Below are 22,414 nucleotides of genomic sequence, written 5' to 3' on the forward strand. Positions count from 1 at the left end.
AAAAAGTTTTTTATCTTAGAACGTGTTGAGGAACTATGGCTGCCGAACAAACCGCGACGGGGTATATCCAGCACCACCTGCAAAATCTCGCTTACGGTAAGCTTCCTGCCGGGTACACCCGTGCCGATGGAAGCGTACTGTCTGAATCCACCTGGACGATTGCGCACAGCTCTCAGGAAGCGGCCGACATGGGCTTCTGGGCTGTCCACCTGGACACGCTTGGCTGGTCCATTGGTCTGGGTCTGATTTTCTGCCTGCTGTTTGCCCGTGCAGCAAAGAAAGCGACCGCTGGTGTTCCCACCGGTTTCCAGAGTTTTGTCGAAGTCGTGGTCGACTTTATCGACAAGACTGTTAAAGACACCTTCCCGCACCGCAACAGCATGGTTGCGCCGATGGCGCTGACCATCTTCATGTGGGTGTTCCTGATGAACCTGATGGACCTTATTCCGGTTGACTGGCTGCCGCTGGCTTTCGCCCACGGCACCTCCGCCATCACCGGTGCCGATCCGCATCACGTGTTCTTCAAAGTTGTACCGACGACCGACCTGAACGCCACCCTGGGTATGGCGCTGGCGGTATTCGTGCTGATGATTTTCTTCAGCATTAAGGAAAAAGGTGCCCTCGGCTTCGTCAAGGAGTTGACCCTGCACCCATTCCACTCCGGTAAGTGGTACATCGATATTTTCCTGATTCCGTTCAATTTCCTGCTGGAAGCGGTTTCCCTGATTGCCAAGCCTGTATCTCTCGGCCTGCGTCTGTTCGGTAACCTCTATGCCGGTGAAATGATCTTTATCCTGATCGCCATCGTGTTTGGTGTTGGCGTTCTGGGCTTTATCGGTGCCGGCCTCCTGCAGATGGGCTGGGCCATTTTCCACATCCTGGTAATTACCCTGCAGGCGTTCGTGTTCATGGTTCTGACTACTGTGTACATGGCCATGGCGCACGACCGGGAAGAGGAGCACGCGCACGACCAGTAAGGTCGTGCCCGCGTCTCACGGAAAAACAGGTTTCGTTCGTTATTTAACTTTTTTCATTCACTTTCAACTTCAACAACTCTCAACTTTATTTTGGAGAAAACAATGGAAGCATTAGGTCTGGTTTACGTAGCTGCTGCACTGCTGATCGGTCTGGGCGCACTGGGTACTGCTATCGGTTTCGGCACCCTGGGTGGCAAACTGCTGGAAGGTTCTGCACGTCAGCCTGAACAGGCTCCGGCTCTGCAGGGCAAAATGTTCCTGATGGCTGGTCTGCTCGACGCCGTGCCGATGATCGGCGTTGGTATCGCTATGTACCTGATTTTCGCGGTTGCTCCTGGTCTGGCTGGTTAATTCCATCTTCCAATTGCCCTTTAATCCACTTTTGAAAGAGCAAGAGGTGTCGGTGTGAATATCAACCTGACTCTGATCGGCCAGTCGATCACCTTTCTCGCCTTCGTATGGTTCTGCTGGAAGTTTGTCTGGCCGGCCCTGCTGGGTGTAATGCAGGAACGTGAGCAAAAGATTGCTACCGGTCTGCAAGAAGCCGAGCGCGCGGAGAAAGATCTTGAACTGGCTCAGCGCAAAGCGGCCGAGCAACTGAAAGAAGCCAAAGCCCAAGCTGCGGAAATCATCGATGGCGCCAACAAGCGTGCTAACCAGATCGTTGATGAAGCAAAAGAGGCTGCGCGCAGTGAAGGCGATCGCCTGAAAGCTGCCGCACAGGCGGAAATCGAACAGGAAGTAAACCGTGCGAAAGAACAACTTCGTTCGCGCGTAGCTGCCCTGTCTGTTGCTGGCGCCGAGAAAATCCTTTCGGTCAACATCGATGCCAAAGCGCACGATGATCTGATTGAGAAACTGGCAGCCGAGCTGTAAGCGAGGAACCCATGGCGGAACTCAGCACACTGGCCCGGCCCTACGCGAAAGCGGCATTTGCCCACGCACAACAAAGCTCCGACCTTTCCGGTTGGAGCGTTGCGTTGGCAACCGCAGCGGCCGTCAGCCAGAACGAAAAAGTTGGCGAGCTGCTGGATAACCCGCAGCTGACCAGTGAAGTGCGCGCGGAAAGATTCCTGTCTGTTTGTGGCGATGACTTTGATGCGCCCAAACAGAATTTCATCAAGCTGCTGGCGGAAAACCACCGTCTGCCGCTGCTGCTGGAAATTTCCAAGCTGTTCGAAGAATTGAAGGCCCAGGCAGAAGCCACTCTCGAAGTGGAAGTTCTCTCTGCCCGCCCGCTCAGCGAAGAACAGTCCCAGCGCCTCACCCAGTCACTCAGCAAGAAGTTCTCCCGCGAGGTGCACCTGCACAGCGCGGTAGATGAAAGCCTGCTGGGCGGCGCGATTATTCGCGCTGGCGACACGGTGATCGACGGTACCGTGCGTGGCCGACTGGCGAAACTCGCCGAGGCGATGAACTCCTAAATTACCTTCCCGGCGGGCAGATACCGCCGCCGGGAGTTCGAGGAACAGAGCATGCAGCAACTGAATCCCTCTGAGATCAGTGAAATTATCAAGAGCCGCATCGACAATCTCGATGTGAGCACCGAAGCCCAGAACGAGGGCACCATTGTTTCCGTATCCGACGGTATCATCCGCATCCACGGCCTGGCCGACGTGATGTACGGTGAGATGATCGAGTTCGAAGGCGGCGTAACCGGTATGGCGCTGAACCTGGAGCGCGATTCCGTTGGTGCCATCGTACTGGGTGATTACAAGTCCCTGGCGGAAGGCCAGAAGTGCCGTTGCACCGGCCGCATCCTGGAAGCCCCGGTTGGTCCGGAGCTGCTGGGCCGCGTGGTTGACGCCCTGGGTAACCCGATCGACGGTAAAGGTCCGCTGAACAACAAGCTGACTGACGCAGTTGAGAAAGTAGCTCCCGGCGTAATTGCCCGTCAGTCCGTAGATCAGCCGGTACAGACCGGTCTGAAAGCGGTAGACACTATGATCCCGATCGGTCGTGGCCAGCGTGAGCTGATCATCGGCGACCGCCAGATCGGTAAAACTGCGGTTGCGATCGATGCGATCATCAACCAGAAAGGCACCGGCATTAAGTGTATCTACGTTGCCGTAGGCCAGAAGCAGTCTTCTATTGCCAACGTTGTACGCAAGCTCGAAGAGCACGGCGCAATGGACCACACCATCGTGGTTGCCGCTGGTGCTGCCGACCCGGCTGCGATGCAGTTCCTGGCTCCGTACGTAGGCTGCACCATGGGTGAGTACTTCCGCGACCGCGGTGAAGACGCCCTGATTATTTACGATGACCTGACCAAGCAGGCTTGGGCCTACCGTCAGATCTCCCTGCTGCTGAAGCGTCCCCCGGGCCGTGAAGCATACCCCGGTGACGTTTTCTACCTGCACTCCCGTCTGCTGGAGCGCGCCGCGCGTGTAAACGCCGAGTACGTAGAAAAGTTCACCAACGGTGAAGTGAAAGGCAAGACTGGCTCTCTGACCGCTCTGCCGATCATTGAAACCCAGGCGGGTGACGTTTCCGCATTCGTACCGACCAACGTAATCTCCATTACCGATGGTCAGATCTTCCTGGAAACCGACCTGTTCAACTCTGGCGTACGTCCAGCGATCAACCCGGGTATTTCCGTATCCCGTGTTGGTGGTTCCGCACAGACCAAGATCATCAAGAAGCTGTCCGGTGGTATCCGTACCGCGCTGGCCCAGTACCGCGAGCTCGCGGCCTTCTCCCAGTTCGCTTCCGACCTGGATGAAGCCACTAAAGCCCAGCTGGACCACGGTGAGCGCGTAACCGAGCTGATGAAGCAGAAGCAGTACTCTCCGCTGTCTATCGCGGACATGGCTGTTTCCGTTTACGCCGCGGACAAGGGTTACCTGAACGACGTAGAAGTTAACAAAGTGCTGGACTTCGAATCCGCCCTGCTCGCTTACATGAACAGCGAACATGCAGAGCTGATGCAGCAAGTAAACAGCACCGGTAACTACAACGACGAAATCGACAGCGCCTTCAAGGCCGCGATCGAGAAATTCGTCGCTACCGGTAGCTGGTAAGTACCCATGTGTAGGAGCCTGCTTGCAGGCGAACATTCGCGAGCAGCAAGGTTCCTACAGGTTAACTTCCGGCAAAAAGGTAACTGACTATGGCAGGCGGAAAAGAAGTACGCACAAAAATTGCCAGCATCAAGAGCACGCAGAAGATCACCTCAGCCATGGAAATGGTTGCGGCGAGCAAGATGCGCAAGGCTCAGGATCGCATGGCTCTGGGGCGCCCTTACGCAAGCCGCATTCGCGCGGTGATTGGCCACGTTGCCAACGCCAACGCGGAATACCAGCACATCTACCTGCAGGAGCGCGAAGTTAAGCGCGTGGGTTACATCCTGGTATCCACTGACCGCGGTCTCTGTGGTGGTTTGAACATCAACGTGTTCAAGGCAGCTATCCGCGAAATGCACACCTGGGACAAGCAGGGTGTGGGCGTGGACATCTGCGCTGTCGGCAACAAGGCGACCAGCTTTTTCAACAATATCGGCGGCAACGTAGTGGCAGCGGTGCGTGACCTGGGTGACAAGCCTCAGGCCAAACAGCTGGTCGGCTCCGTAAAAGTGATGCTCGACCGTTTCGCCAATGGCGACATCGACCGTCTCTTCCTGGTGTCCAACGAATTCGTAAACACCATGACGCAGAAGCCGCAAGTACAGCAGCTGCTGCCGTTGAAGAAAGACGACGACGAGCAGCTGCAGCACGAGTGGGATTACGTATATGAGCCGGAGCCGGTCGAGTTGCTCGACGGTCTGCTGGCCCGCTACATCGAATCCCAGGTGTACCAGGCAGTCGTTGAAAACAAGGCCTGTGAACAGGCAGCGCGCATGATCGCGATGAAGAGTGCCACCGACAACGCCGGTGAACTCATCGATGCGCTGCAGCTGGTTTACAACAAGGCGCGCCAGGCAGCGATCACGCAAGAGCTGTCTGAGATTGTTGGCGGCGCCGCGGCGGTTTAATACCACCGCAGAAAGATTTGAACTTTGAGGATCGGGAAATGAGTAACGGGCAAATTGTGCAAGTTATCGGCGCGGTCATCGACGTGGAATTCCCGCGCGACGCCGTACCGAATGTATACGATGCACTCGTGGTTGAGGGCAAAGACCTCACCATGGAAGTGCAGCAGCAGCTGGGCGACGGCATTGTACGTGCCATCGCCATGGGTTCTTCCGAGGGTATCTCCCGCGGTCTGCAGGTCAAGAACACCGGCGCACCAGTTTCCGTACCGGTTGGTACCGAGACCCTGGGTCGCATCATGGACGTTCTGGGCAACCCTATCGACGAGTGCGGTCCGATCGGTGAGAAAGAGCGTTCCTCTATCCACCGCGCTGCGCCGACTTACGAAGAGCAAGCAAACTCCACCGACCTGCTGGAGACTGGCATCAAGGTAATCGACCTGGTATGTCCGTTCGCCAAGGGTGGTAAAGTTGGTCTGTTCGGTGGTGCCGGTGTAGGTAAAACCGTAAACATGATGGAGCTCATCAACAACATCGCCACCGAGCACAGCGGTCTGTCTGTATTCGCGGGTGTGGGTGAGCGTACTCGTGAAGGTAACGACTTCTACCACGAGATGCAGGAAGCTGGCGTTGTAAACGTCGAAGAGTTTTCCAAGTCCAAGGTAGCGATGGTTTACGGCCAGATGAATGAGCCGCCCGGTAACCGTCTGCGTGTTGCTCTGACCGGCCTGACCATGGCTGAGAAGTTCCGTGACGAAGGCCGTGACGTACTGCTGTTCGTCGACAACATCTACCGTTACACCCTGGCCGGTACCGAAGTATCCGCACTGCTCGGCCGTATGCCGTCTGCGGTAGGTTACCAGCCGACTCTGGCGGAAGAGATGGGCGTTCTGCAGGAGCGTATTACCTCCACCAAGACCGGCTCTATCACCTCCATCCAGGCGGTATACGTACCGGCGGATGACTTGACCGACCCGTCTCCGGCGACCACCTTCGCGCACTTGGACTCCACTGTAGTACTGAGCCGTGATATCGCTTCCAAGGGTATCTACCCTGCGGTTGACCCGCTGGACTCCACCTCTCGTCAGCTGGATCCGCTGGTAATCGGTCAGGAGCACTACGACACTGCGCGTGGCGTTCAGTCCGTACTGCAGCGCTACAAGGAACTGAAAGACATCATCGCGATTCTGGGTATGGACGAGCTGTCTGAAGAAGACAAGCAGATCGTAGCCCGCGCGCGTAAGATCGAGCGTTTCCTGTCTCAGCCGTTCCACGTAGCCGAAGTATTTACCGGTGCACCGGGCAAATACGTTTCCCTGAAAGAAACCATTCGTGGTTTCCAGGGCATCCTGAATGGCGACTACGACCACCTGCCAGAGCAGGCCTTCTACATGGTTGGCGGCATTGACGAAGCCGTTGAGAAAGCCAACAAGAAGTAAGGCACGCGCGTGGTACCCGCAAATTTGTGGGTACCACAAGGCAAACAGCTGAGAATGAGGTAGCCTTATGGCTATGACTGTACATTGCGACATTGTTAGCGCAGAGGAATCCCTCTTCTCCGGCCTGGTGAAGATGGTGATCGTCAGCGGCGTCGAAGGGGAACTGGGTATCTCCTACGGTCACGCGCAGCTGCTCACCGCACTGAAGCCCGGCCCGGTTCGCATCATCAAAGATGGTGGTGAGGAAGAGGTGCTGTTCCTGAGCGGTGGCTACGCCGAAATCCAGCCGAATATGGTCACCATCCTCGCCGACATCGCCGAGCGCGAAATCGACGAAGATGCCGCCCGCAAGGCCCGCGAAGAAGCGGAACACGCCCTGCGCAGTGCCCCGGCAGAGATCGACTACGTCCGCATCTCCGCGCAACTTGCTGAAGCCGAAGCCCGTCTGCGTACCCTGCAGGCGATCCGCAAGGCCGCTGGCAAGTAATACCCTACTCTGTAGGTGCCTGCTCGCAGGCGATCAAAAAAGCAGCTTCGGCTGCTTTTTTTGTGCCTGAAATTTGCTGCCAAAGGCCATTGGCGATTAAATACTGAAAAGTTTAATAAATGACAGCAGGACAATGGTATGACAAGGAGTCAGTCCCCCCTAATCTTTGTATTGCTCTTTGCAATCGCCCTTCCCTCAGTCAGCCACGCCCGCGACTGGTACGAATACAAATCGGATAATTTCACCGTCTATTCCGATGTATCTAAAAAACGCGTCGAGAAACGTATAAGCCAACTGGAGCGCTTCAGGGCGGCAGCACTGATGATTACCGGCACCCCGAATCAAAAGGAAGATCAGCGGTTAAAGGTTTTTTACCTGCACAAGTCATCCGAGTTCGAGAGTTTCACTTTGGAAAGAGGCGTTGTGGGCTTTTACATGGAGACTTGGGATGGTCCCATGATTTTCACGCAAAAGAGTTCCAGTCTTGGTATGCCAGGCACGGGAGTCATGTACCACGAATACATTCACCATCTGATGCGTCTGAGCAGCAATAGCGTTTACCCTATGTGGTATTCGGAGGGATTTGCCGAATTCTTGGCAACTGCCAAATTTGACGATGGTCGGGTAACTTTTGGGGGGTTTCCCGAATGGCGCGTTGGCGCATTTCATTTTGGAAGACCGCTAGAGGTCGCTGAAGTCTTGGCACCTGACTACGAGAGCGACAGCAGTGCTTATTGGGATAATTTTTACGGCAGCGCCTGGTTTCTTACGCACTACCTACAATTTGGTGCGCAGAAAGAACATCCCGAGTATCGTGAAAAAGTACGCGAATATATCGCAGCATTTAGAGCGGGCGCCGACCCACTAATATCTTTCGAGCAGGTATTCGGCATTACCCCGGATGAAATGGAGAAAAAATTACGCAAAGTACGCGATAAACGGCTACTCGCCGGAATTTCTTTCGATAGCCCTGAATACACTAAAGCGATAGCGCGCAAGAAGCTGCCAGAAATTGAAGCCGCCTATTTACTGGCGGATAAAGCTCTCGAAGTTGGTAATGAGGAGCTTGCTCAGGAGTATCTACGAAAATCTCTCAAATTGGCCCCTAATTGGGCGCCTGCACTTTCGTTGCAGGCCGTACTCGAAAATCATAAAGCGGACAAAACCGATATAGAATATGCCGCTTCACTTGTTATTCGGCTAAGAAATGCCGACCTTCTGGATGCTAGGGCGGCTACGAACTTGACTCACTTTCATGTAGATCACCTACAGAGCCTGGCAAAAACTGGTCACTGGGATCACGGCTTGCAACAGCAGGCTATTGAGTTGGGCAAAAAGGCTATCTCGCTCAACCCACAATCGGTACCAGCGCACCGATATTTGTGGATGGCGCAAATGGACAGTCAAAATCGTGCTCCGGCGCTAAAAACCATGATGGCGGCCTTCCAGCTCGACCCCGAGAGTCTGTACATCAACCAGAGTGTGGCTTTTTACTTGGCTGATGCTGGCAGAGTGGATCTGGCCAAGCCATTTCTGGAGCGGGTACTGTCCTGGTCCCATCCCGGTCGGGCGCGCACCAAAGCCAAGAATCTCCTGGAACGACAAGCTGCTGAAGAGGCGGCGACACAGAGCGATACCGGTGAGAAAATCACCAATTCGGCCGAAAAATCTTAACAAAAACGAGAGTGATGTAAGTGAATAATGCCCCACGTATCGGTCTCGCCCTGGGCAGTGGTGCAGCCAAAGGCTTTGCCCATATTGGGGTGCTCAAATTCCTCGAAGATATGGGTATCAAGCCGCACGTTGTTGCCGGAACCTCGATGGGCGCATTTGTCGGTGCGGCCTACTCCGCCGGATACCTCGACAAGCTTGAGGACTGGGTGCGCCTGCTGGATAACTGGAAGGTGTTCTCTCTGCTCGACATCAACTGGACATTGAGCGGCGGAATTCTCGGCGGCAAGAAGCCATTCAAAGCGTTTTTTGACGATTTCGAATTCGAGAATATCGAAGATCTGCCGATCCCGTTTACTGCTGTTGCTACCGATCTCCATTCTGGCCAGGAAATCTGGCTGCAACAGGGCAATCTGCAGGATGCGGTCAGTGCATCCTGCTCTATCCCCGGCTTGCTGTCAGCCAAATCCCTGTCAGGACGGTGGCTGGTTGATGGCGCCGTAGTGAATCCGGTTCCGGTTGATGTCTGTCGTGCTATGGGCGCTACCTGTGTTATCGCTGTGGATGTCACTGAAGACGGTGCACCGCTGATACAAAGGCAGCAGGCGCAGGTGCAAAAGGTGGTGAGCGAAACCCCCCGCGAGGATGATGAGGAAAATAGTCAGGCAGTGTCAAAAACACGCGCCGAGGCTGAGGCCGAGCTGCTTGAACCGGTACCGATTGAGGACCAGAGTAACGGCGTCACATTCAGTCGGCTGCTCGAGCAAGGCAAAGAGCAGTTGACCCAGTTACGCGGCTTCCGCAATCGCAACCGAACGGTATCTCCGGGTATGCTCGACACCATGTCGCAGGCAATGGCGATTCTCGAACGAAGACACAAGCGCGCGCGTATGATCGGCGCACCACCTGATGTGCTGATTATGCCGAAAGTCGGTGGTATTGGCGGCATGGAGTTTTCCCGCGCTGCCGAAGCCGTGGACGCTGGTGAAGCAGAGGCTCGCCGGCTGCGCACCTGGATCGAAGATATGGTGCAAAACCACCAACAAGCAGGACCAAGACAAACATAAGTTGCGAGTGATAGCTCGAAGATACACTGGCTGCTGACCGGGCCCAGACTTGGATTGAGACTTTAGAAAGAGGTAAAGGCGGCGACATGCAGGGTGCTTTACTTAGACGTAATTTACTAACCAGGTTTCTGGCAGCATTAGCGCTAGTATGGGCTGGTACAAGCGTATACGCAGCTGACTGGTACGAGTACCAATCCGAAAACTTTACTGTTTTTTCCGATGTACCCGAGCGCCGGGTCAACATGCTGATGCGGGACCTGGAGCGCTTTCGCCGCAGCGCCCTGTTCTTTACTGGTCAGGAAGAAACCCCGGAAAATAAAAGTTTACGGGTATTCCACTTTCGCGATTCCCGGGAGTTCGAAAAATTTTCCGGCGACAGGAAGATTGCCGGTCTCTATCGGGAAACCTGGGAAGGGCCAATTATTTTTTCCCGCGATGGCGATCATGGTATTTCTGGTTCCGGGCTGATTTTTCATGAATATGTGCATCACTTGATGCGCGAGCGCAGTGGTATGACCTACCCACGCTGGTATTCCGAAGGGTTTGCGGAAATGCTCGCCAGCGCCGAGTTGGGTAAAAAAAATGTATTGGTCGGTGGCCTTCCCGAGTGGCGGTTAAGCGCCTGGGCACAAGACGAACCGCTCAGCATCGAACAACTCCTGGCGCCGCCTCCGCTCGCTGTACAAAACGGTGGGAACAATAGCCATTACTGGAATAACTACTATGCGAGCGCGTGGCTGGTGACTCATTACCTGCAATTGGGCCACAACGCCGGCCATCCGGATTATCGCACTGCGACCGCCAATTATTTAAAAGCGGTGGCAGCCGGAGAAAATTCTTTCGATGTATTTGAGGAATATTTCGGTAAGCCCATCGTTGAGCTGCAACGGGAAATGCTTTCCTATATGCGCGATGATATTCACCGCTACAAACTGGATATTCCGGAATACACCTACTCTATCCCCCGCCGCTCCCTCAGTGAAAATGAACGGATCTTTCTGCTCGCCGATGAAGCTCTGGATTTCGATAAGCCGGAACTGGCCATGGCTTACCTGAAGCAGAGCGAACAGCAGGAGTTGGGTTGGCAGGAAAATCTAACGGCCATGGCCGTGATCGAGGCACAGGACAAAAAGTTCAAACTGGGTGAGAAGGTCGTAAAAACAATTGGCGAATATGGCCAGATCAGTCACCTCACCGCGGCCAATCTAGCCCGCTATTACCTGTTGCGGTTACAGTCCCTGTCCGTAACCCGAGAGTGGAGTGAGGATTTCTACGAGCAGGCGATAAAGTACGGAAAAATCGCCGTACAGATGGGCCCCGATTATTTACCCGGCTACCGGACCCTGTGGACCGCTTACCAGTTGAAAGGAGAAAGCGAACCCGCGTTGCAGATTATGTTGAGCGCCTTTGAACAAGAGCCGAATCATCTGAACCTGAATGCCGCGATTGGATTTTATCTCTCACATCTTGGAAGGGACGCGCTGGCCCGGGAATATCTCGAACGGGTTGTTGCCTGGAGCCATTCAGACGAACTGCGATCCAGTGCACAAGCCCGTCTGGAAGGCCAGCAGGATACCGGTCAGGCGACAGGCGAATAGGATTCCCCGTAATTACGCACTACTGCATCCGCCTGCCAGCGCTCCGATAATTGGAGTTCCGCACTCTAGAGTTTTGCTTCAAGAATAAGGTTTGCCATGGATCGCGTAGCCACTCGCACATTACTGAAGCCGGCACTTTCGAGAACACCGGTGAGTCTTCCGGGACCTGCCTGGGCCCCCAGTGCGAGTCCTATTTCCTGGGATTTTGAACAGGGGGTACAGAGGAAGGTGGAACCGGCATAAAACATTGCGCTGAGCGGATTTAAATTGTTTTCCAGCCGATCTTCCGCCAGCGGCTCTACCAACAGAACACTGCCGTCTGCCTTCAATACTCCGCGCGCCGCTTTGGCGGCACCGACCGGGTCACCCATATCATGCAGGCAATCGAAATAACAGATAAGGTCAAAGGGACCTGCCGGCAGTGTATGGGCGCTGCCTACAAGAAATTCTGCCCGATCAGATACTCCTGCCTCTTCGGCGGCCTTGCGTGCCGCATCGATGGATTCTTGATGGTAATCGACCCCCACAAAAGATGAGTTGGGGAACGCTTGCGCAAGAATGATCGTGGATGCGCCATGGCCGCAACCGATATCGAGCACCCTGCCGCCCTCGCTCAACTTTTCGCTGACGCCCGGTAATTGCTGCAACCAGTCATCAACTAGAAAGGTGTGATAGCCGGGACGGAAAAAACGCTCCGTGCCACGAAACAGACACTGATGATGCTGATGCCAGCCGAACCCTTCGCCGGTCTTGAAGATACCAGCGACCTCGTCAGCGGAGTGGTACATGGTGCGAATCACGGAGCTCGCCGCGGCCATAAACGCGGGAGAGCTTTCGTCTGCCAGGACAGCTGCGCGCTCCGCAGGGAGTGTAAAGGTGCCGTTGGCCGGGTCGTAGTCGAAATAGCCAATAGCGGCCAGGCCACTGGCCCACTCCCTTACATAGCGGGCGTCGAGATCCAGTTTTTGTGCCAGCTGCTCGGCGGTGGCGGGCGCTTCCGCAAGCGCCTTGAAAAGCCCCAGCTGGTCGCCCACATACACCAGTGCGTGGGCGCCAGCAGCGGCCAGGTCACCGAGCACGCGGCCGGCAAAATCCTGTACTTTTTCGAAATCGACAGCGGGGGGGTTACTTCCGGATTCTACCTCCGGGGTGAGGGTTTCCATTGCGTGTGTCCTTTATGTGGCGATTATTCGAGAGGGGACAGCAACGAAGCTAACGGAGTAGCTGCTCATCCGATGAGCATCGATAACCCCCGAGCGTAAACTACAACGCTGCATACTTCCCGCTATCCGGGGGAAAAAGACAGTTGAATCAACGAGTAGACGGCTGGTCGTCGATTTAAGAACGCAAAGCGAGCGTAGAGGCGACAGGATAAGAGCGATCTGTCGTCAGCGGTGTCGCGCTCGGCCAAATAACGCGCATAAAAAAACCCGCGATAACTCGCGGGTTTTTTTACTTTCAATCGCTATGCTTTGTCGCTGGAGAGATCAGTGCACCCAGTGGTGGCGTTCCTGTTTCTCCTGAATCGCTTCTGCGGTTGGCGTCGGCATGGCGCTGACCGGCAGGCGCTCATGGAAGAATGCCAGACGCTCGTCGCCATTCACTTCATTCATGGTGGCAGCATCAAACACCTTGCCGTTGATCACGGTGTATTTGATGTTTTCCGACTGGCGCAGGTTCTCCAGCGGATTGCCGTCCACCACGATGATGTCAGCCAGTTTGCCGGCCTCCAGGCTGCCCAGGTCCTTATCCATGCCCAGATAGCGCGCGCCGTCGATGGTACCGGCACGGAATGCTTCCCAGGGTGTGAAACCGCCCTGCTCCATCATCCACAGTTCCCAGTGCGCACCCAGCCCCTCACGCTGGCCGTGGGCACCGATGTGCACGGTGACGCCTTTGTCGCGCAGCTGCTTGGCATGTCGCGCCACATTGAAGTGGTTGTAGTGGTGATCCGGCGCTTTCTCCCGGCGAATGGAACGCGGGTTGACGATAAAGTCCGGGGTAAAACGGGTCAGGCGCTCGTTCTTCCACACATCGGTGTGGTCGTACCAGTAGTACTCGCCGGTGAGGCCGCCGTAGGCCACAACGAATGTCGGTGTGTAGCCCACAGTGGTCTGGCTCCACAGCTGCTGTACGTCGGAGTAGATGTTGGCAATTGGCAGCGAGTGTTCAACCCCGGTATGACCGTCCACGACCATGGTCATGTTGTGCTGGTACTTACCGCCGCCTTCCGGAACCACCATGATGCCGTGCTTGCGCCCGGCTTCCAGAACCTGCTGGCGCTGTTCCCGTCGAGGCTGGTTGTAGCTCTTCACGGAAATTGCGCCCATCTCCTTGAGGCGGCTGACGTGGAAGTCGGCATCGTCCAGGCTGTTGATCTTGGCGCGGTAGCCAGGGCCCTTGGCACCGTAGAGGATGGTGCCGGTGGAGAAAATACGCGGGCCGTCGATGATACCGGCCTTCTGCATTTCCGCCGCGGAGAAGATCTCGCTGCTGTCGTTGGACGGGTCGTGAATGGTGGTCACGCCGAATGCCAGGCTGGAGTAAAGGTTCCAGTTCTGCTGCGGAATGATCTCCTCGCGGCCCTGGGCGCCGTGGGCGTGGGCATCGACGAGGCCGGGAAGAACAGTCTTGCCGGTGACATCGATGCGCTGGGTACCGACGGGAATTTCCACTTCGCTGGCTTTACCCACTGCTACGATACGGTTTCCGCGGAACAGCACCACGCCGTTGTCGATCACTTCCTGCGCACTTTCCGCATCGCGCATGGTGACCACGGTACCGCCGGCCAGCGCTACCAGCTTGCCGCTGTGGGAAAATTGTTGCGGGAAGCTGAGGTCGATGCCTTCACTTACCGGCTCCGGCAGATTTTCCGGTGCGCCGGCGACAAAACTGAAGGCATCTTTCAGTTCGCGCTCATACAGTTTCGGTCCGTGGGCCCAGCCCAGGGTCTGGCTATCGGCGGACCAGTGCAGGTTTTCTCCCGCGCGCTTGGATACCTGGGTGACTTTCACAGCGGTGGCCTTGGGGCCGATGGACTCGGATTTGCCGGTGTGCATAAAGGGTGCGGCGTAGGCCTTGAAGTCCTGGGTGAAGGCCACCCAGCGGCCATCCGGAGACAGACGGAAGGAGGTGATCTCGGCGCCATGCAAATGTTCGCGCTCGTCCTTGCCGTTGGTGTCCACGCTCTTGAACACGCGCTTGCCGCCGTCGCCATACACGAATTCGGAAAAGTAGATGCGGTCACTGCCGGCGCCGAAGTGCGGTTCATAGCCCGACTTGGCAATACGGCGCTGCCAGTCGCCACCGGCATCGGCCAGGTAGATGCCGGGTTCGAGGGAGTACTCGGGACTCAACAGGTAACCACCGGTAAAGCGACGGAAGGCCACGGTTTCACCGTCCGGGGAGAAGCTCGGCTCCACATACAGACCCGGTTCACGGGTGATGTTCTTGCCACGACCGCTGCGTGCGGACACCACACGCACCTGACCGAGTTGCTCGTCGTCCCAGGTGACATAGGTGATCTGCTTGCCGTCGCGGGACCAGTTGGGATAGAACTCGAAGTGGTCATCCTGCCGGGTCAGTCGACGACGTTCGCCACTTTTCACGTCTTGAATGTAAATCTTGCCCAGGGCCTGGAAGGCGATCTGTTCGCCGTTCGGGGACTTCTGGGCCCAGCGGATCATCTTCACATCAAACTGTTCCGGGGCCACATCCACCGGGAAGCGCAGTGCATCGGCGACTTTCTTCTCGGTTTTGATATGGGCCACGATCTCGCGCGCGCCGCGCTCGATACTGCTGCCATCGGCGTCAATACGCAGGAATTTGCCCTTGCTCCACACGATCAGGGATTTGCCGTCGGGCATCCAATCGTACTGCACATAGTTGCCGTGAGAGCCAAAGGTTTCCTGCAGGTCGCGTTCGAGGCCGGAGTAAACCGGGGTTTCCAGACCGGTTGTCAGGTCTTTGACGAACAGCGAGGTGTTGAAATCCTGGCGGCGGACAAAAGCCAGCTTGCTGCCATCGGGCGATGGCATGGGGGCAATGGAGCCACCCGGGCCGGACACAAAGGTCTCGTCCTTGCCGTCGTTCAGGTCGTAGCGGTTGATGGCAAAGATCTGCTGGGTGGAGTTCTTGTTGTACTCCCACACGGTGCCCGGCGTGGTGTCGATGGTGTAGTAGATGTAGCGGCCATCGGGCGAGAAAACCGCGTCGGAGATGTTTTTCTGCGCAATATCGCCGCCGAGGCGCTTCTTGATCTGACGCCCTTCCCCACCACCATAGTGGTACATCCAGATTTCACCGGCGGGGATACTGCGGCCGGACATAAAACCCTTGCGCGCCACCAGATACTGTCCATCGGGGCTCCAGCTCGGCGAGTGCACCAGGTTTTCTTTCTCGGTGGTCAGCTGGCGCAGATTGTCGCCGTTGCGATCCATTACCCAGATATTGTCGGCGCCATCGCGATCACTCACGAAGACGATAGATTTGCCATCGGGACTGAAGCGCGGCTGGGTATTCCAGGCCAGCTCGCTGGTCAGCGCACGTGCTTCGCCACCGGCGATTGGCATCTCGTAAACATCGCCCAGCATGTCGAAAATAATACTGCGACCATCCGGGCTGATATCCAGGTTGCTCCAGGTGGTCTCGCGGGTATCCAGCGGAATGGATTTGAACTCGTAAGGCGGTTTGTTCACATCCCACTTGTCGGCGTCTTTGCCGGCCTCGTCCGCCTGGGCGGCGAACGGCAGGACAAGGGCGAAGCTCGCACTGCCAATCAGGCGCGCGAGACGGCTGCCTCTGGTCATTTCGAACATGCATGGCTCCCGTTATTAGGGTTTATGGTTATGATCCCGGCGGTGTACCGCGCGGCTTTGGGTTTCGCGGCGAAGCGAACTGTCCACAGCGATCCTCGTTGAAAACTACGGGATTGTCACAGGAATGCAATCCAACGGCGTCGAACAACATATTCTCCGGGATTACGCACTCGCGCGGAATATTTATCTGTTCTGTGCATGAGTTGTGGATAACGTCGCTGGCTAGACTGACGGTAGGACTTCCCTTTCGGACGGACACGCTGCGTTGCTGACGCTGCAAGCGCTTTCACTCCCTTTATTAATGGTTGATAGCGATACGATCCCATTGAGTTTGCCCGAGTACCGCAACGTCACCAGTGGCCAGAATTTATTTGCCGTTCAACCTTGAGCTCTTGCCGTTGGCTGGCCACAATTGCCGGCGCTTTTGAATTTGTTACTGGAATCACCATGACCATTGATGTAGTTATCCTCGCCGCGGGCAAAGGTACCCGCATGCGTTCCGACCTGCCTAAAGTCCTGCACCCTATCGGTGGCGTACCCATGCTCGGGCGGGTGATTGAGGCCGCGCAGCAACTGGGCGATGTGAAGATAACCGTCGTGATTGGCCATGGTGCCGAGCTGGTGCGTGAGCGCTTCGCGAGTAGCGATGTTCAGTTTGTTGAGCAGACCGAACAGCTTGGCACGGGCCATGCGGTGGCCCAGGCGATTCCGAATTTCCGCGCCGGCGCCACTGTACTGGTGCTCTACGGGGATGTACCGCTGGTGAAAACCGGCACCCTGCAGTCCCTGCTCTCTGCTTCCGACAAAGGCCCTGCACTGCTGTCCGTCGAGATGGCAAACCCCGCAGGGTACGGGCGCATCGTGCGCGACGAGACCGGTCGCGTGTTGGCGATTGTCGAAGAGAAAGATGCCGACGCAGACACCCTCGCGATACGCGAAGTGAACACCGGCATCCTGGCGGCGCCGGGCGATCTGCTGGCGAACTGGCTGCCGGAGCTGTCCAATGACAATGCCCAGGGTGAGTACTACCTGACGGACGTAATCGAGCGTTCGGTGAGTGAAGAAATCGGGGTGACCGGTGTGCTCGCCGGTGACCCGCTGGAAGTGGCCGGTGTTAACAGCCGTGCCCAGCAGGCGCAAATGGAGCGCGCCCTGCAGGACAGCCGGGCACTGGCGCTGATGAACGCCGGGGTGACCCTGCTGGACCCCAACCGAATCGATATCCGCGGCACCCTCGAGTGCGATACCGATGTGGCGATCGACATCAACTGCGTATTTGAGGGCGAGGTAAAACTCGGCGCGGGCGTACAGGTCGGTCCCAACTGCATGTTGAAAAACTGCGTGTTGGCGGCGGGTACAGTTGTGGAGGCCAACTCCATTATTGAGGATGCGGTTGTCGGTGAAGCCTGCACCGTGGGTCCTTTTGCACGCCTGCGTCCCGGAACCGAACTGGCGAACGGCGCCAAGATCGGCAACTTCGTCGAGACCAAGAAGGCGAAGATCGGGCTGGGTAGCAAGGTGAATCACCTGTCCTATATCGGCGATGCCGAGGTGGGTGAAGGCGTGAATATCGGCGCTGGCACCATTACCTGTAACTACGATGGCGTGAACAAATCCAAGACCATAATTGGCGATGGCGCCTTTATTGGTTCCAACTCCTCCCTGGTTGCCCCGGTTGCAATCGGTACCGGCGCGACCATCGGTGCTGGCTCCACGATCACCCGCGAAGTGAGTGCTGACGAACTGGCTGTGGCCCGTGGCAAGCAGCGCAATATTTCTGGGTGGCAGAGGCCTATCAAGAAATCCTGACCAAAGCCTTTGAGTTTTAAACCGGGCCCGGTGGCGGTGTAGCACTGGGTGAAGCTTTTCAGGACCGAGCTGGGCGCCCCCCAGTAAATACGTCCCTGTACGCTTCGTCGCAAACATCCCTGTTTGCGACGATCCTGAAAAGCTTCACCCAATACTCCACCTTCAGCCATATCTTCATTGCGCTGTTCGTTTGCTAACGAAGTGATTTGCCGCCTCTTAATGGTGATAAAGAGACCTACACTACAGGCATCGGAATAAATGGAAACGAGCCGATGCATAAACCCCGCCTGCAACTCCAGGCCTCCTTCGATATCGCATTTCTGCAATTTCTCGACAAGCGGGGCCAGGCCACCCAGCCGTTCCCGGAGTTCGCTACGCCCGACTGGCTGACCCAGAGCTACCGTCAGATGCACCTCGCACGTATGGTCGACGACCGGGCGGTAAAGTTACAGCGCACCGGCCGTCTGGGAACCTACCCTTCAAGCCTGGGTCAGGAGGCCATCGGCGTCGGCACCGGATCCGCACTGCTGGCGGAAGATGTCTACTGCCCCTACTACCGCGAAACCGGTGCTTTTCTTGAGCGCGGCGTGCTGATCGAAGAAATTTTCGCCAACTGGGGCGGCGACGAGCGCGGGCAGCAATTCCAGCACGCTCCCCATGACCTGCCGATTTGTGTACCCATCGCGACCCAGTTATTGCACGCCGCCGGGGTCGGGTTTGCCCTCAAATACCACCATCAACAGCACAACACACCACTGCAGGTAGCGGTGGCCAGCGCCGGTGATGGCGCAACCTCTAAAGGTGATTTTTACGAAGCGATCAACATCGCTGGAGTATGGAAGCTGCCGGTGGTGTTCGTGATCAACAACAACCAGTGGGCCATCTCGGTACCCCGCCACGCGCAGACCGCCACGGCCACGATTGCCCAGAAGGCCATAGCCGCCGGCATTCCTGCGTTGCAGGTGGACGGCAACGATGTGGTAGCGGTGCACTGGGCCGTGCGGGATGCGATCAACCGCGCGCGCAATGGCGAAGGCCCGGCGCTCGTGGAGGCTCTGAGTTACCGACTCTGCGATCACACCACCGCCGACGATGCCAGCCGTTATCGCAATGCCGAGGAGCTGGAACTTGCCTGGCAGTGGGAGCCGCTCAAGCGGCTGGAGACCTATCTGCGTGCGCAGGGTATCTGGAGCGATGGCCAGCAGCAGGACATGGCACGAGAGTTGGCGCAGGTCATGGAGCGTGCACTGAACCATTGGGAGGACCGCCCGGCTGAACCGGTAACGGCGATTTTCGATCATCTTTACGCTCAGTTACCGGAGGCGCTTTACGAACAGTATGACCAGCTGCGGGACGAACAGCGCCAGCGGCAAGCCGGCAGTGCGGGGGCGTAATCGATGTCGGAAACGGTACAGGAAATCACCCTGGTAGAGGCTGTTACTCAGGCGTTGGCGTACGAGCTGGAGCGGGATCCGACAGTGGTCGTGTTCGGTCAGGATGTGGGAGCCAATGGCGGAGTTTTTCGTGCCACTGAGGGGCTGCAGAAGACATTTGGCACTGATCGTGTGCTGGATACGCCGCTGGCGGAAACCATGATTGCCGGCATGGCCGTGGGTATGGCTACGCAGGGGCTGAAACCTGTCGCCGAATTCCAGTTTATGGGTTTTATTTACCCGGGACTCGACCACATCCTCAATCACGCCGCGCGCATGCGCAATCGCACCCGTGGACGCTTGAGCTGCCCGATCGTGTATCGCGCCCCCTACGGTGGGGGCATTCACGCACCGGAACACCATTCCGAGAGTACCGAGGCCCTCTTTGCGCATATTCCAGGTCTGCGTGTGGTAGTGCCGTCCTCACCGGCGCGTGCCTACGGACTGTTACTGGCGGCTATTCGCGATCCCGACCCGGTGTTGTTTCTTGAACCCAAGCGTATCTACCGCGCGGCGAAACAGCCGGTGCCAGACAATGGCGAGGCCCTCCCTCTGGATCGTGCCTTCATATTGCGGGAGGGCAGCGACCTGACCCTGATCTCCTGGGGGGCCAGTGTGAAGGAAACCCTCGCCGCCGCAGAGCAGTTATCCACAGAAGGGGTTGAGGCAGAGGTGATTGATCCTGCCACCCTGAAGCCTTTGGATATCCACACCATTATCGATTCGCTGGAAAAGACCCGCCGTTGTGTAGTGGTTCACGAGGCCGCGCGCTTTGGCGGGCTGGGGGCGGAAATTGCCGCGCAGGTCCAGGAGTACGCATTCGACCTGTTGGATGCACCGGTGCAGCGGGTTACCGGTTACGACACGGTCATGCCCTATTACCAGTTGGAAAAGGTCTACCTTCCCGGTGTCGAGCGCATACTTGCGGGCGCCCGTGATGCATTGAAATACGCGGATAGAAGCGCAAAACGGGGAGATCTGCGGTGAAAATCTTTAATCTACCGGATCTGGGCGAGGGTTTACCAGACGCGGTGATCCGCGAGTGGCACGTGCAGGAGGGAGAGCGCGTTGCCGCGGATGCGTCTCTTGTGACGGTGGAAACCGCCAAAGCGCTGGTGGAAGTACCCTCGCCGTGGACCGGCGTAGTGGAAAAGCGATTTGCCGAATCGGGCGCAACCGTAGAGACCGGCCAGCCCCTCGTGGGGTTTGCCACAACAGATGGACCGTCAGCCCAGCGGTCCGAGCACGAGCCGAGCCCGATACGAGCAACTGATTCCGGTACGGTCGTTGGCAAGATTGACCAGGGCAGCGAATCTCTCGCTCTGGAAGCGCACACTTTGTTCAGCCGCCCGCGCTATGCGACACCGGCGGTGCGGGCACTGGCGCGGATCCTGAATGTGGACCTCTCCTCCCTGCACCCGACCGGCGCCCGCTTCACTGAGATGGAAGTGCGCGCTGCGGCTACAGGCTACCGAGCGCCTGTGCACCCGGAGCCGCCGGCAGTAACCAAAACATCGGTTTCAACCGGGGATCCCGCACGTCGTGCCATGGCTTTGGCCATGAGCCGTGCCCGCGATCAGGTTTGCCCCATGACTCTGTGCGACGAGGTGGATATATCCGCCTGGGGTCCTGAAGAGTCGGCCACCCTGCGCCTGTTGCGTGCAATCGCCGCGGCCGCCGCCGCAGAACCGAATCTGAATGCCCACTACATCGACGACACCCTGGCACCCCAGTCACCGGTGAATATTGGCCTGGCGGTGGACGCGCCAAAGGGCCTGTTTGTACCGGTGCTGCGGGATATCGACGCCCTCAGCGATGCGGCACTTGCGGAGCAGATTACCCGCTTCAAGCAGCTCGCCAGTGAGGGCGCGATTCCCCAGCCTGAGCTTCAGGGCGCCACCATTCACCTGTCCAACTTTGGCAGCCTCGGTGGCCGCTTCGCCACACCTATCGTGGTGCCGCCACTGGTGTGCATCGTGGGCGCCGGGCGCAGCCACGAGGTGGTGATGCCGTTCGAGGGCAAGGCGCGGGTGCGGCGCCTGTTGCCGCTCTCGATAAGCGCAGATCACCGCGCGGTCACCGGCGGCGAGCTCGCCAGATTTCTCGAAGCCCTCAAACAACACCTCCAGTCCCCCCTGTAGGAGCCAGCTTGCTGGCGATCCGGCGCTACTTCAAGCCAGCAAAGGTTCGACTGCAAACAGGCTCCTACGCCTCAACCGAAAGATCGGGCTGTGATCGAAACTTTCGATTTGCTATTCTTATGTTTCGAATCGAAAGATGATGCTTCATGTCGAAACGCAACACCCAACAACGCCGCCACCAGATACTTCAGCTTATCAATGAGGCTGGAGAAGCCTCTGTGGAAGAACTGGCGCGCCAGTTCGAAACCTCCGAAGTTACGATCCGAAAGGATTTGGCGGCGATGGAAGATAGCGGCCTGCTGCTGCGCCGTCACGGCGGTGCCATTCCCCTGCCCCGCGAGCTGGTCGCGGAAGACCCACTCTCCCAGATCAAGCGGGCCATCGGCCGCGCCGCGGCCGAACTGATCCGCGATCACCACCGCATCGTGATCGATTACGGGCGCACCACCACAGGCCTGATTCCGGAACTGACCCGCAAACGCGGTCTGGTGGTGATGACCAACTCCCTGCATGTGGCCAATCAACTGCGCGAACTGGAAAACGAGCCCACGCTGCTGATGACCGGTGGCACCTGGGATCCGCACTTTGAGGCATTTCAGGGCCAGGTTGCCGAGCAGGTTATGCGCGGCTACGACTTCGATCAGGCGTTTATCGGCGCCGATGGGATTGATCTGGAGCGCGGCACCTGCACGTTCAACGAGCAGATCGGGCTGTCGCGGGTGATGGCAGAGGTGGCGCGGGAAGTGATCGTGATGGCCGAATCCAGCAAGGTCGGGCGGCGTATCCCCAACCTGGAATTGCACTGGGAACAGGTAACCGCACTGGTGACCGATGATGGTATTGAAGATTCCGCGTGCGAACGCCTTGAGGCCCAAGGCGTTCGGGTGATTCGCGCCGCCGTTGGTGGGCCCGCGTATTGACGCCCCGGAAATGAATTAGCAAACAAATCCAAGCACCGGCCGGCAATTACACGATCGGCGGGCAAAGATGACGAGAACCAAAAACTAG

General features: G+C 57.2%; 18 protein-coding genes. 16 read left to right on the top strand and 2 right to left on the bottom strand.

All coding sequences use genetic code 11. From position 1 onward, the window contains the following. Window positions 1-35: 35 nt before the first annotated feature. The 11 genes from atpB to LC093_RS08155 all read left to right on the top strand — a co-directional run bounded on the left by atpB (window position 36) and on the right by LC093_RS08155 (window position 11,206). Complete coding sequence (gene atpB, locus LC093_RS08105) at window positions 36-977, top strand: F0F1 ATP synthase subunit A (RefSeq protein ID WP_226664013.1); 942 nt, start codon at window positions 36-38, stop codon at window positions 975-977. Between the two features lie 102 nt (window positions 978-1,079). After that, the gene (gene atpE, locus LC093_RS08110) at window positions 1,080-1,328 is read left to right on the top strand and encodes a F0F1 ATP synthase subunit C (RefSeq protein ID WP_010131056.1); all 249 of its coding nucleotides are present in this window, start codon (window positions 1,080-1,082) and stop codon (window positions 1,326-1,328) included. 54 nt (window positions 1,329-1,382) lie between these two features. Continuing rightward, a complete protein-coding gene (locus LC093_RS08115) occupies window positions 1,383-1,853 on the top strand; it encodes a F0F1 ATP synthase subunit B (RefSeq protein ID WP_226664014.1) in 471 nt (156 codons plus the stop codon). Between the two features lie 11 nt (window positions 1,854-1,864). Next, the gene (locus tag LC093_RS08120) at window positions 1,865-2,401 is read left to right on the top strand and encodes a F0F1 ATP synthase subunit delta (RefSeq protein ID WP_226664015.1); all 537 of its coding nucleotides are present in this window, start codon (window positions 1,865-1,867) and stop codon (window positions 2,399-2,401) included. 51 nt (window positions 2,402-2,452) lie between these two features. Continuing rightward, window positions 2,453-3,997, top strand: a complete 1,545-nt coding sequence (atpA, locus tag LC093_RS08125) for a F0F1 ATP synthase subunit alpha (RefSeq protein ID WP_181254802.1) — start codon at window positions 2,453-2,455, stop codon at window positions 3,995-3,997. An 89-nt stretch (window positions 3,998-4,086) separates the two neighbouring features. Then, a complete protein-coding gene (gene atpG, locus LC093_RS08130) occupies window positions 4,087-4,947 on the top strand; it encodes a F0F1 ATP synthase subunit gamma (protein ID WP_226664016.1) in 861 nt (286 codons plus the stop codon). A 38-nt stretch (window positions 4,948-4,985) separates the two neighbouring features. Beyond that, on the top strand, window positions 4,986-6,383 hold the full coding sequence (atpD, locus tag LC093_RS08135; protein WP_226664017.1) for a F0F1 ATP synthase subunit beta: 1,398 nt from the start codon (window positions 4,986-4,988) through the stop codon (window positions 6,381-6,383). 67 nt (window positions 6,384-6,450) lie between these two features. After that, window positions 6,451-6,870: a F0F1 ATP synthase subunit epsilon gene (locus LC093_RS08140; protein WP_226664018.1), complete on the top strand. Its 420-nt coding sequence runs from the start codon at window positions 6,451-6,453 to the stop codon at window positions 6,868-6,870. A gap of 138 nt (window positions 6,871-7,008) precedes the next feature. Then, entirely contained in the window at window positions 7,009-8,544 is a 1,536-nt protein-coding gene (locus tag LC093_RS08145) for a hypothetical protein (RefSeq protein WP_226664019.1), read from the top strand. A 20-nt stretch (window positions 8,545-8,564) separates the two neighbouring features. Next, complete coding sequence (locus LC093_RS08150) at window positions 8,565-9,608, top strand: patatin-like phospholipase family protein (protein ID WP_226664020.1); 1,044 nt, start codon at window positions 8,565-8,567, stop codon at window positions 9,606-9,608. A gap of 242 nt (window positions 9,609-9,850) precedes the next feature. Continuing rightward, window positions 9,851-11,206: a tetratricopeptide repeat protein gene (locus LC093_RS08155; RefSeq protein WP_226664022.1), complete on the top strand. Its 1,356-nt coding sequence runs from the start codon at window positions 9,851-9,853 to the stop codon at window positions 11,204-11,206. 65 nt (window positions 11,207-11,271) lie between these two features. On the opposite strand, the gene LC093_RS08160 is transcribed toward LC093_RS08155, so the two are convergent. Together LC093_RS08160 and LC093_RS08165 are read right to left on the bottom strand one after the other, a co-directional pair. Next, the gene (locus LC093_RS08160) at window positions 11,272-12,369 is read right to left on the bottom strand and encodes a class I SAM-dependent methyltransferase (protein ID WP_226664024.1); all 1,098 of its coding nucleotides are present in this window, start codon (window positions 12,367-12,369) and stop codon (window positions 11,272-11,274) included. A gap of 324 nt (window positions 12,370-12,693) precedes the next feature. Further along, a complete protein-coding gene (locus tag LC093_RS08165) occupies window positions 12,694-16,023 on the bottom strand; it encodes an amidohydrolase family protein (RefSeq protein WP_226664026.1) in 3,330 nt (1,109 codons plus the stop codon). Window positions 16,024-16,470: 447 nt separating this feature from the next. On the opposite strand from LC093_RS08165, the gene glmU reads away from it, so the two are divergent. The 5 genes from glmU (at window position 16,471) to LC093_RS08190 (ending at window position 22,326) form a co-directional block, all read left to right on the top strand. Next, window positions 16,471-17,832, top strand: a complete 1,362-nt coding sequence (gene glmU, locus LC093_RS08170; RefSeq protein ID WP_226664027.1) for a bifunctional UDP-N-acetylglucosamine diphosphorylase/glucosamine-1-phosphate N-acetyltransferase GlmU — start codon at window positions 16,471-16,473, stop codon at window positions 17,830-17,832. Window positions 17,833-18,104: 272 nt separating this feature from the next. Then, window positions 18,105-19,226 (top strand): pyruvate dehydrogenase (acetyl-transferring) E1 component subunit alpha, encoded by a 1,122-nt coding sequence (gene pdhA, locus LC093_RS08175; RefSeq protein WP_226664028.1) that lies wholly within the window; start codon window positions 18,105-18,107, stop codon window positions 19,224-19,226. 3 nt (window positions 19,227-19,229) lie between these two features. Beyond that, window positions 19,230-20,252 carry an alpha-ketoacid dehydrogenase subunit beta gene (locus LC093_RS08180; protein WP_226664030.1) on the top strand — a complete coding sequence of 341 codons (1,023 nt, stop codon included), beginning with the start codon at window positions 19,230-19,232 and terminating at the stop codon, window positions 20,250-20,252. Then, window positions 20,249-21,406 carry a dihydrolipoamide acetyltransferase family protein gene (locus LC093_RS20440; RefSeq protein WP_226664032.1) on the top strand — a complete coding sequence of 386 codons (1,158 nt, stop codon included), beginning with the start codon at window positions 20,249-20,251 and terminating at the stop codon, window positions 21,404-21,406. The genes LC093_RS08180 and LC093_RS20440 overlap by 4 nt, the downstream gene beginning before the upstream one ends. 146 nt (window positions 21,407-21,552) lie before the next feature. Continuing rightward, a complete protein-coding gene (locus LC093_RS08190; protein WP_226664033.1) occupies window positions 21,553-22,326 on the top strand; it encodes a DeoR/GlpR family DNA-binding transcription regulator in 774 nt (257 codons plus the stop codon). Window positions 22,327-22,414 lie beyond the last annotated feature (88 nt).

Source organism: Microbulbifer aggregans (assembly GCF_020524005.1).
In the GTDB taxonomy this organism is placed as follows: Bacteria; Pseudomonadota; Gammaproteobacteria; order Pseudomonadales; family Cellvibrionaceae; genus Microbulbifer; species Microbulbifer aggregans_A.

Bases quoted from the DNA above. Each gene is read 5' to 3' on its own strand.
- atpB (WP_226664013.1), top strand. From the start codon at position 36: ATGGCTGCCGAACAAACCGCGACGGGGTATATCCAGCACCACCTGCAA.
- atpE (WP_010131056.1), top strand. From the start codon at position 1,080: ATGGAAGCATTAGGTCTGGTTTACGTAGCTGCTGCACTGCTGATCGGT.
- LC093_RS08120 (WP_226664015.1), top strand. From the start codon at position 1,865: ATGGCGGAACTCAGCACACTGGCCCGGCCCTACGCGAAAGCGGCATTT.
- atpA (WP_181254802.1), top strand. From the start codon at position 2,453: ATGCAGCAACTGAATCCCTCTGAGATCAGTGAAATTATCAAGAGCCGC.
- atpG (WP_226664016.1), top strand. From the start codon at position 4,087: ATGGCAGGCGGAAAAGAAGTACGCACAAAAATTGCCAGCATCAAGAGC.
- atpD (WP_226664017.1), top strand. From the start codon at position 4,986: ATGAGTAACGGGCAAATTGTGCAAGTTATCGGCGCGGTCATCGACGTG.
- LC093_RS08140 (WP_226664018.1), top strand. From the start codon at position 6,451: ATGGCTATGACTGTACATTGCGACATTGTTAGCGCAGAGGAATCCCTC.
- LC093_RS08145 (WP_226664019.1), top strand. From the start codon at position 7,009: ATGACAAGGAGTCAGTCCCCCCTAATCTTTGTATTGCTCTTTGCAATC.
- LC093_RS08155 (WP_226664022.1), top strand. From the start codon at position 9,851: ATGCTGATGCGGGACCTGGAGCGCTTTCGCCGCAGCGCCCTGTTCTTT.
- LC093_RS08160 (WP_226664024.1), bottom strand. From the start codon at position 12,369: ATGGAAACCCTCACCCCGGAGGTAGAATCCGGAAGTAACCCCCCCGCT.
- LC093_RS08165 (WP_226664026.1), bottom strand. From the start codon at position 16,023: ATGTTCGAAATGACCAGAGGCAGCCGTCTCGCGCGCCTGATTGGCAGT.
- glmU (WP_226664027.1), top strand. From the start codon at position 16,471: ATGACCATTGATGTAGTTATCCTCGCCGCGGGCAAAGGTACCCGCATG.
- pdhA (WP_226664028.1), top strand. From the start codon at position 18,105: ATGCATAAACCCCGCCTGCAACTCCAGGCCTCCTTCGATATCGCATTT.
- LC093_RS08180 (WP_226664030.1), top strand. From the start codon at position 19,230: ATGTCGGAAACGGTACAGGAAATCACCCTGGTAGAGGCTGTTACTCAG.
- LC093_RS08190 (WP_226664033.1), top strand. From the start codon at position 21,553: ATGTCGAAACGCAACACCCAACAACGCCGCCACCAGATACTTCAGCTT.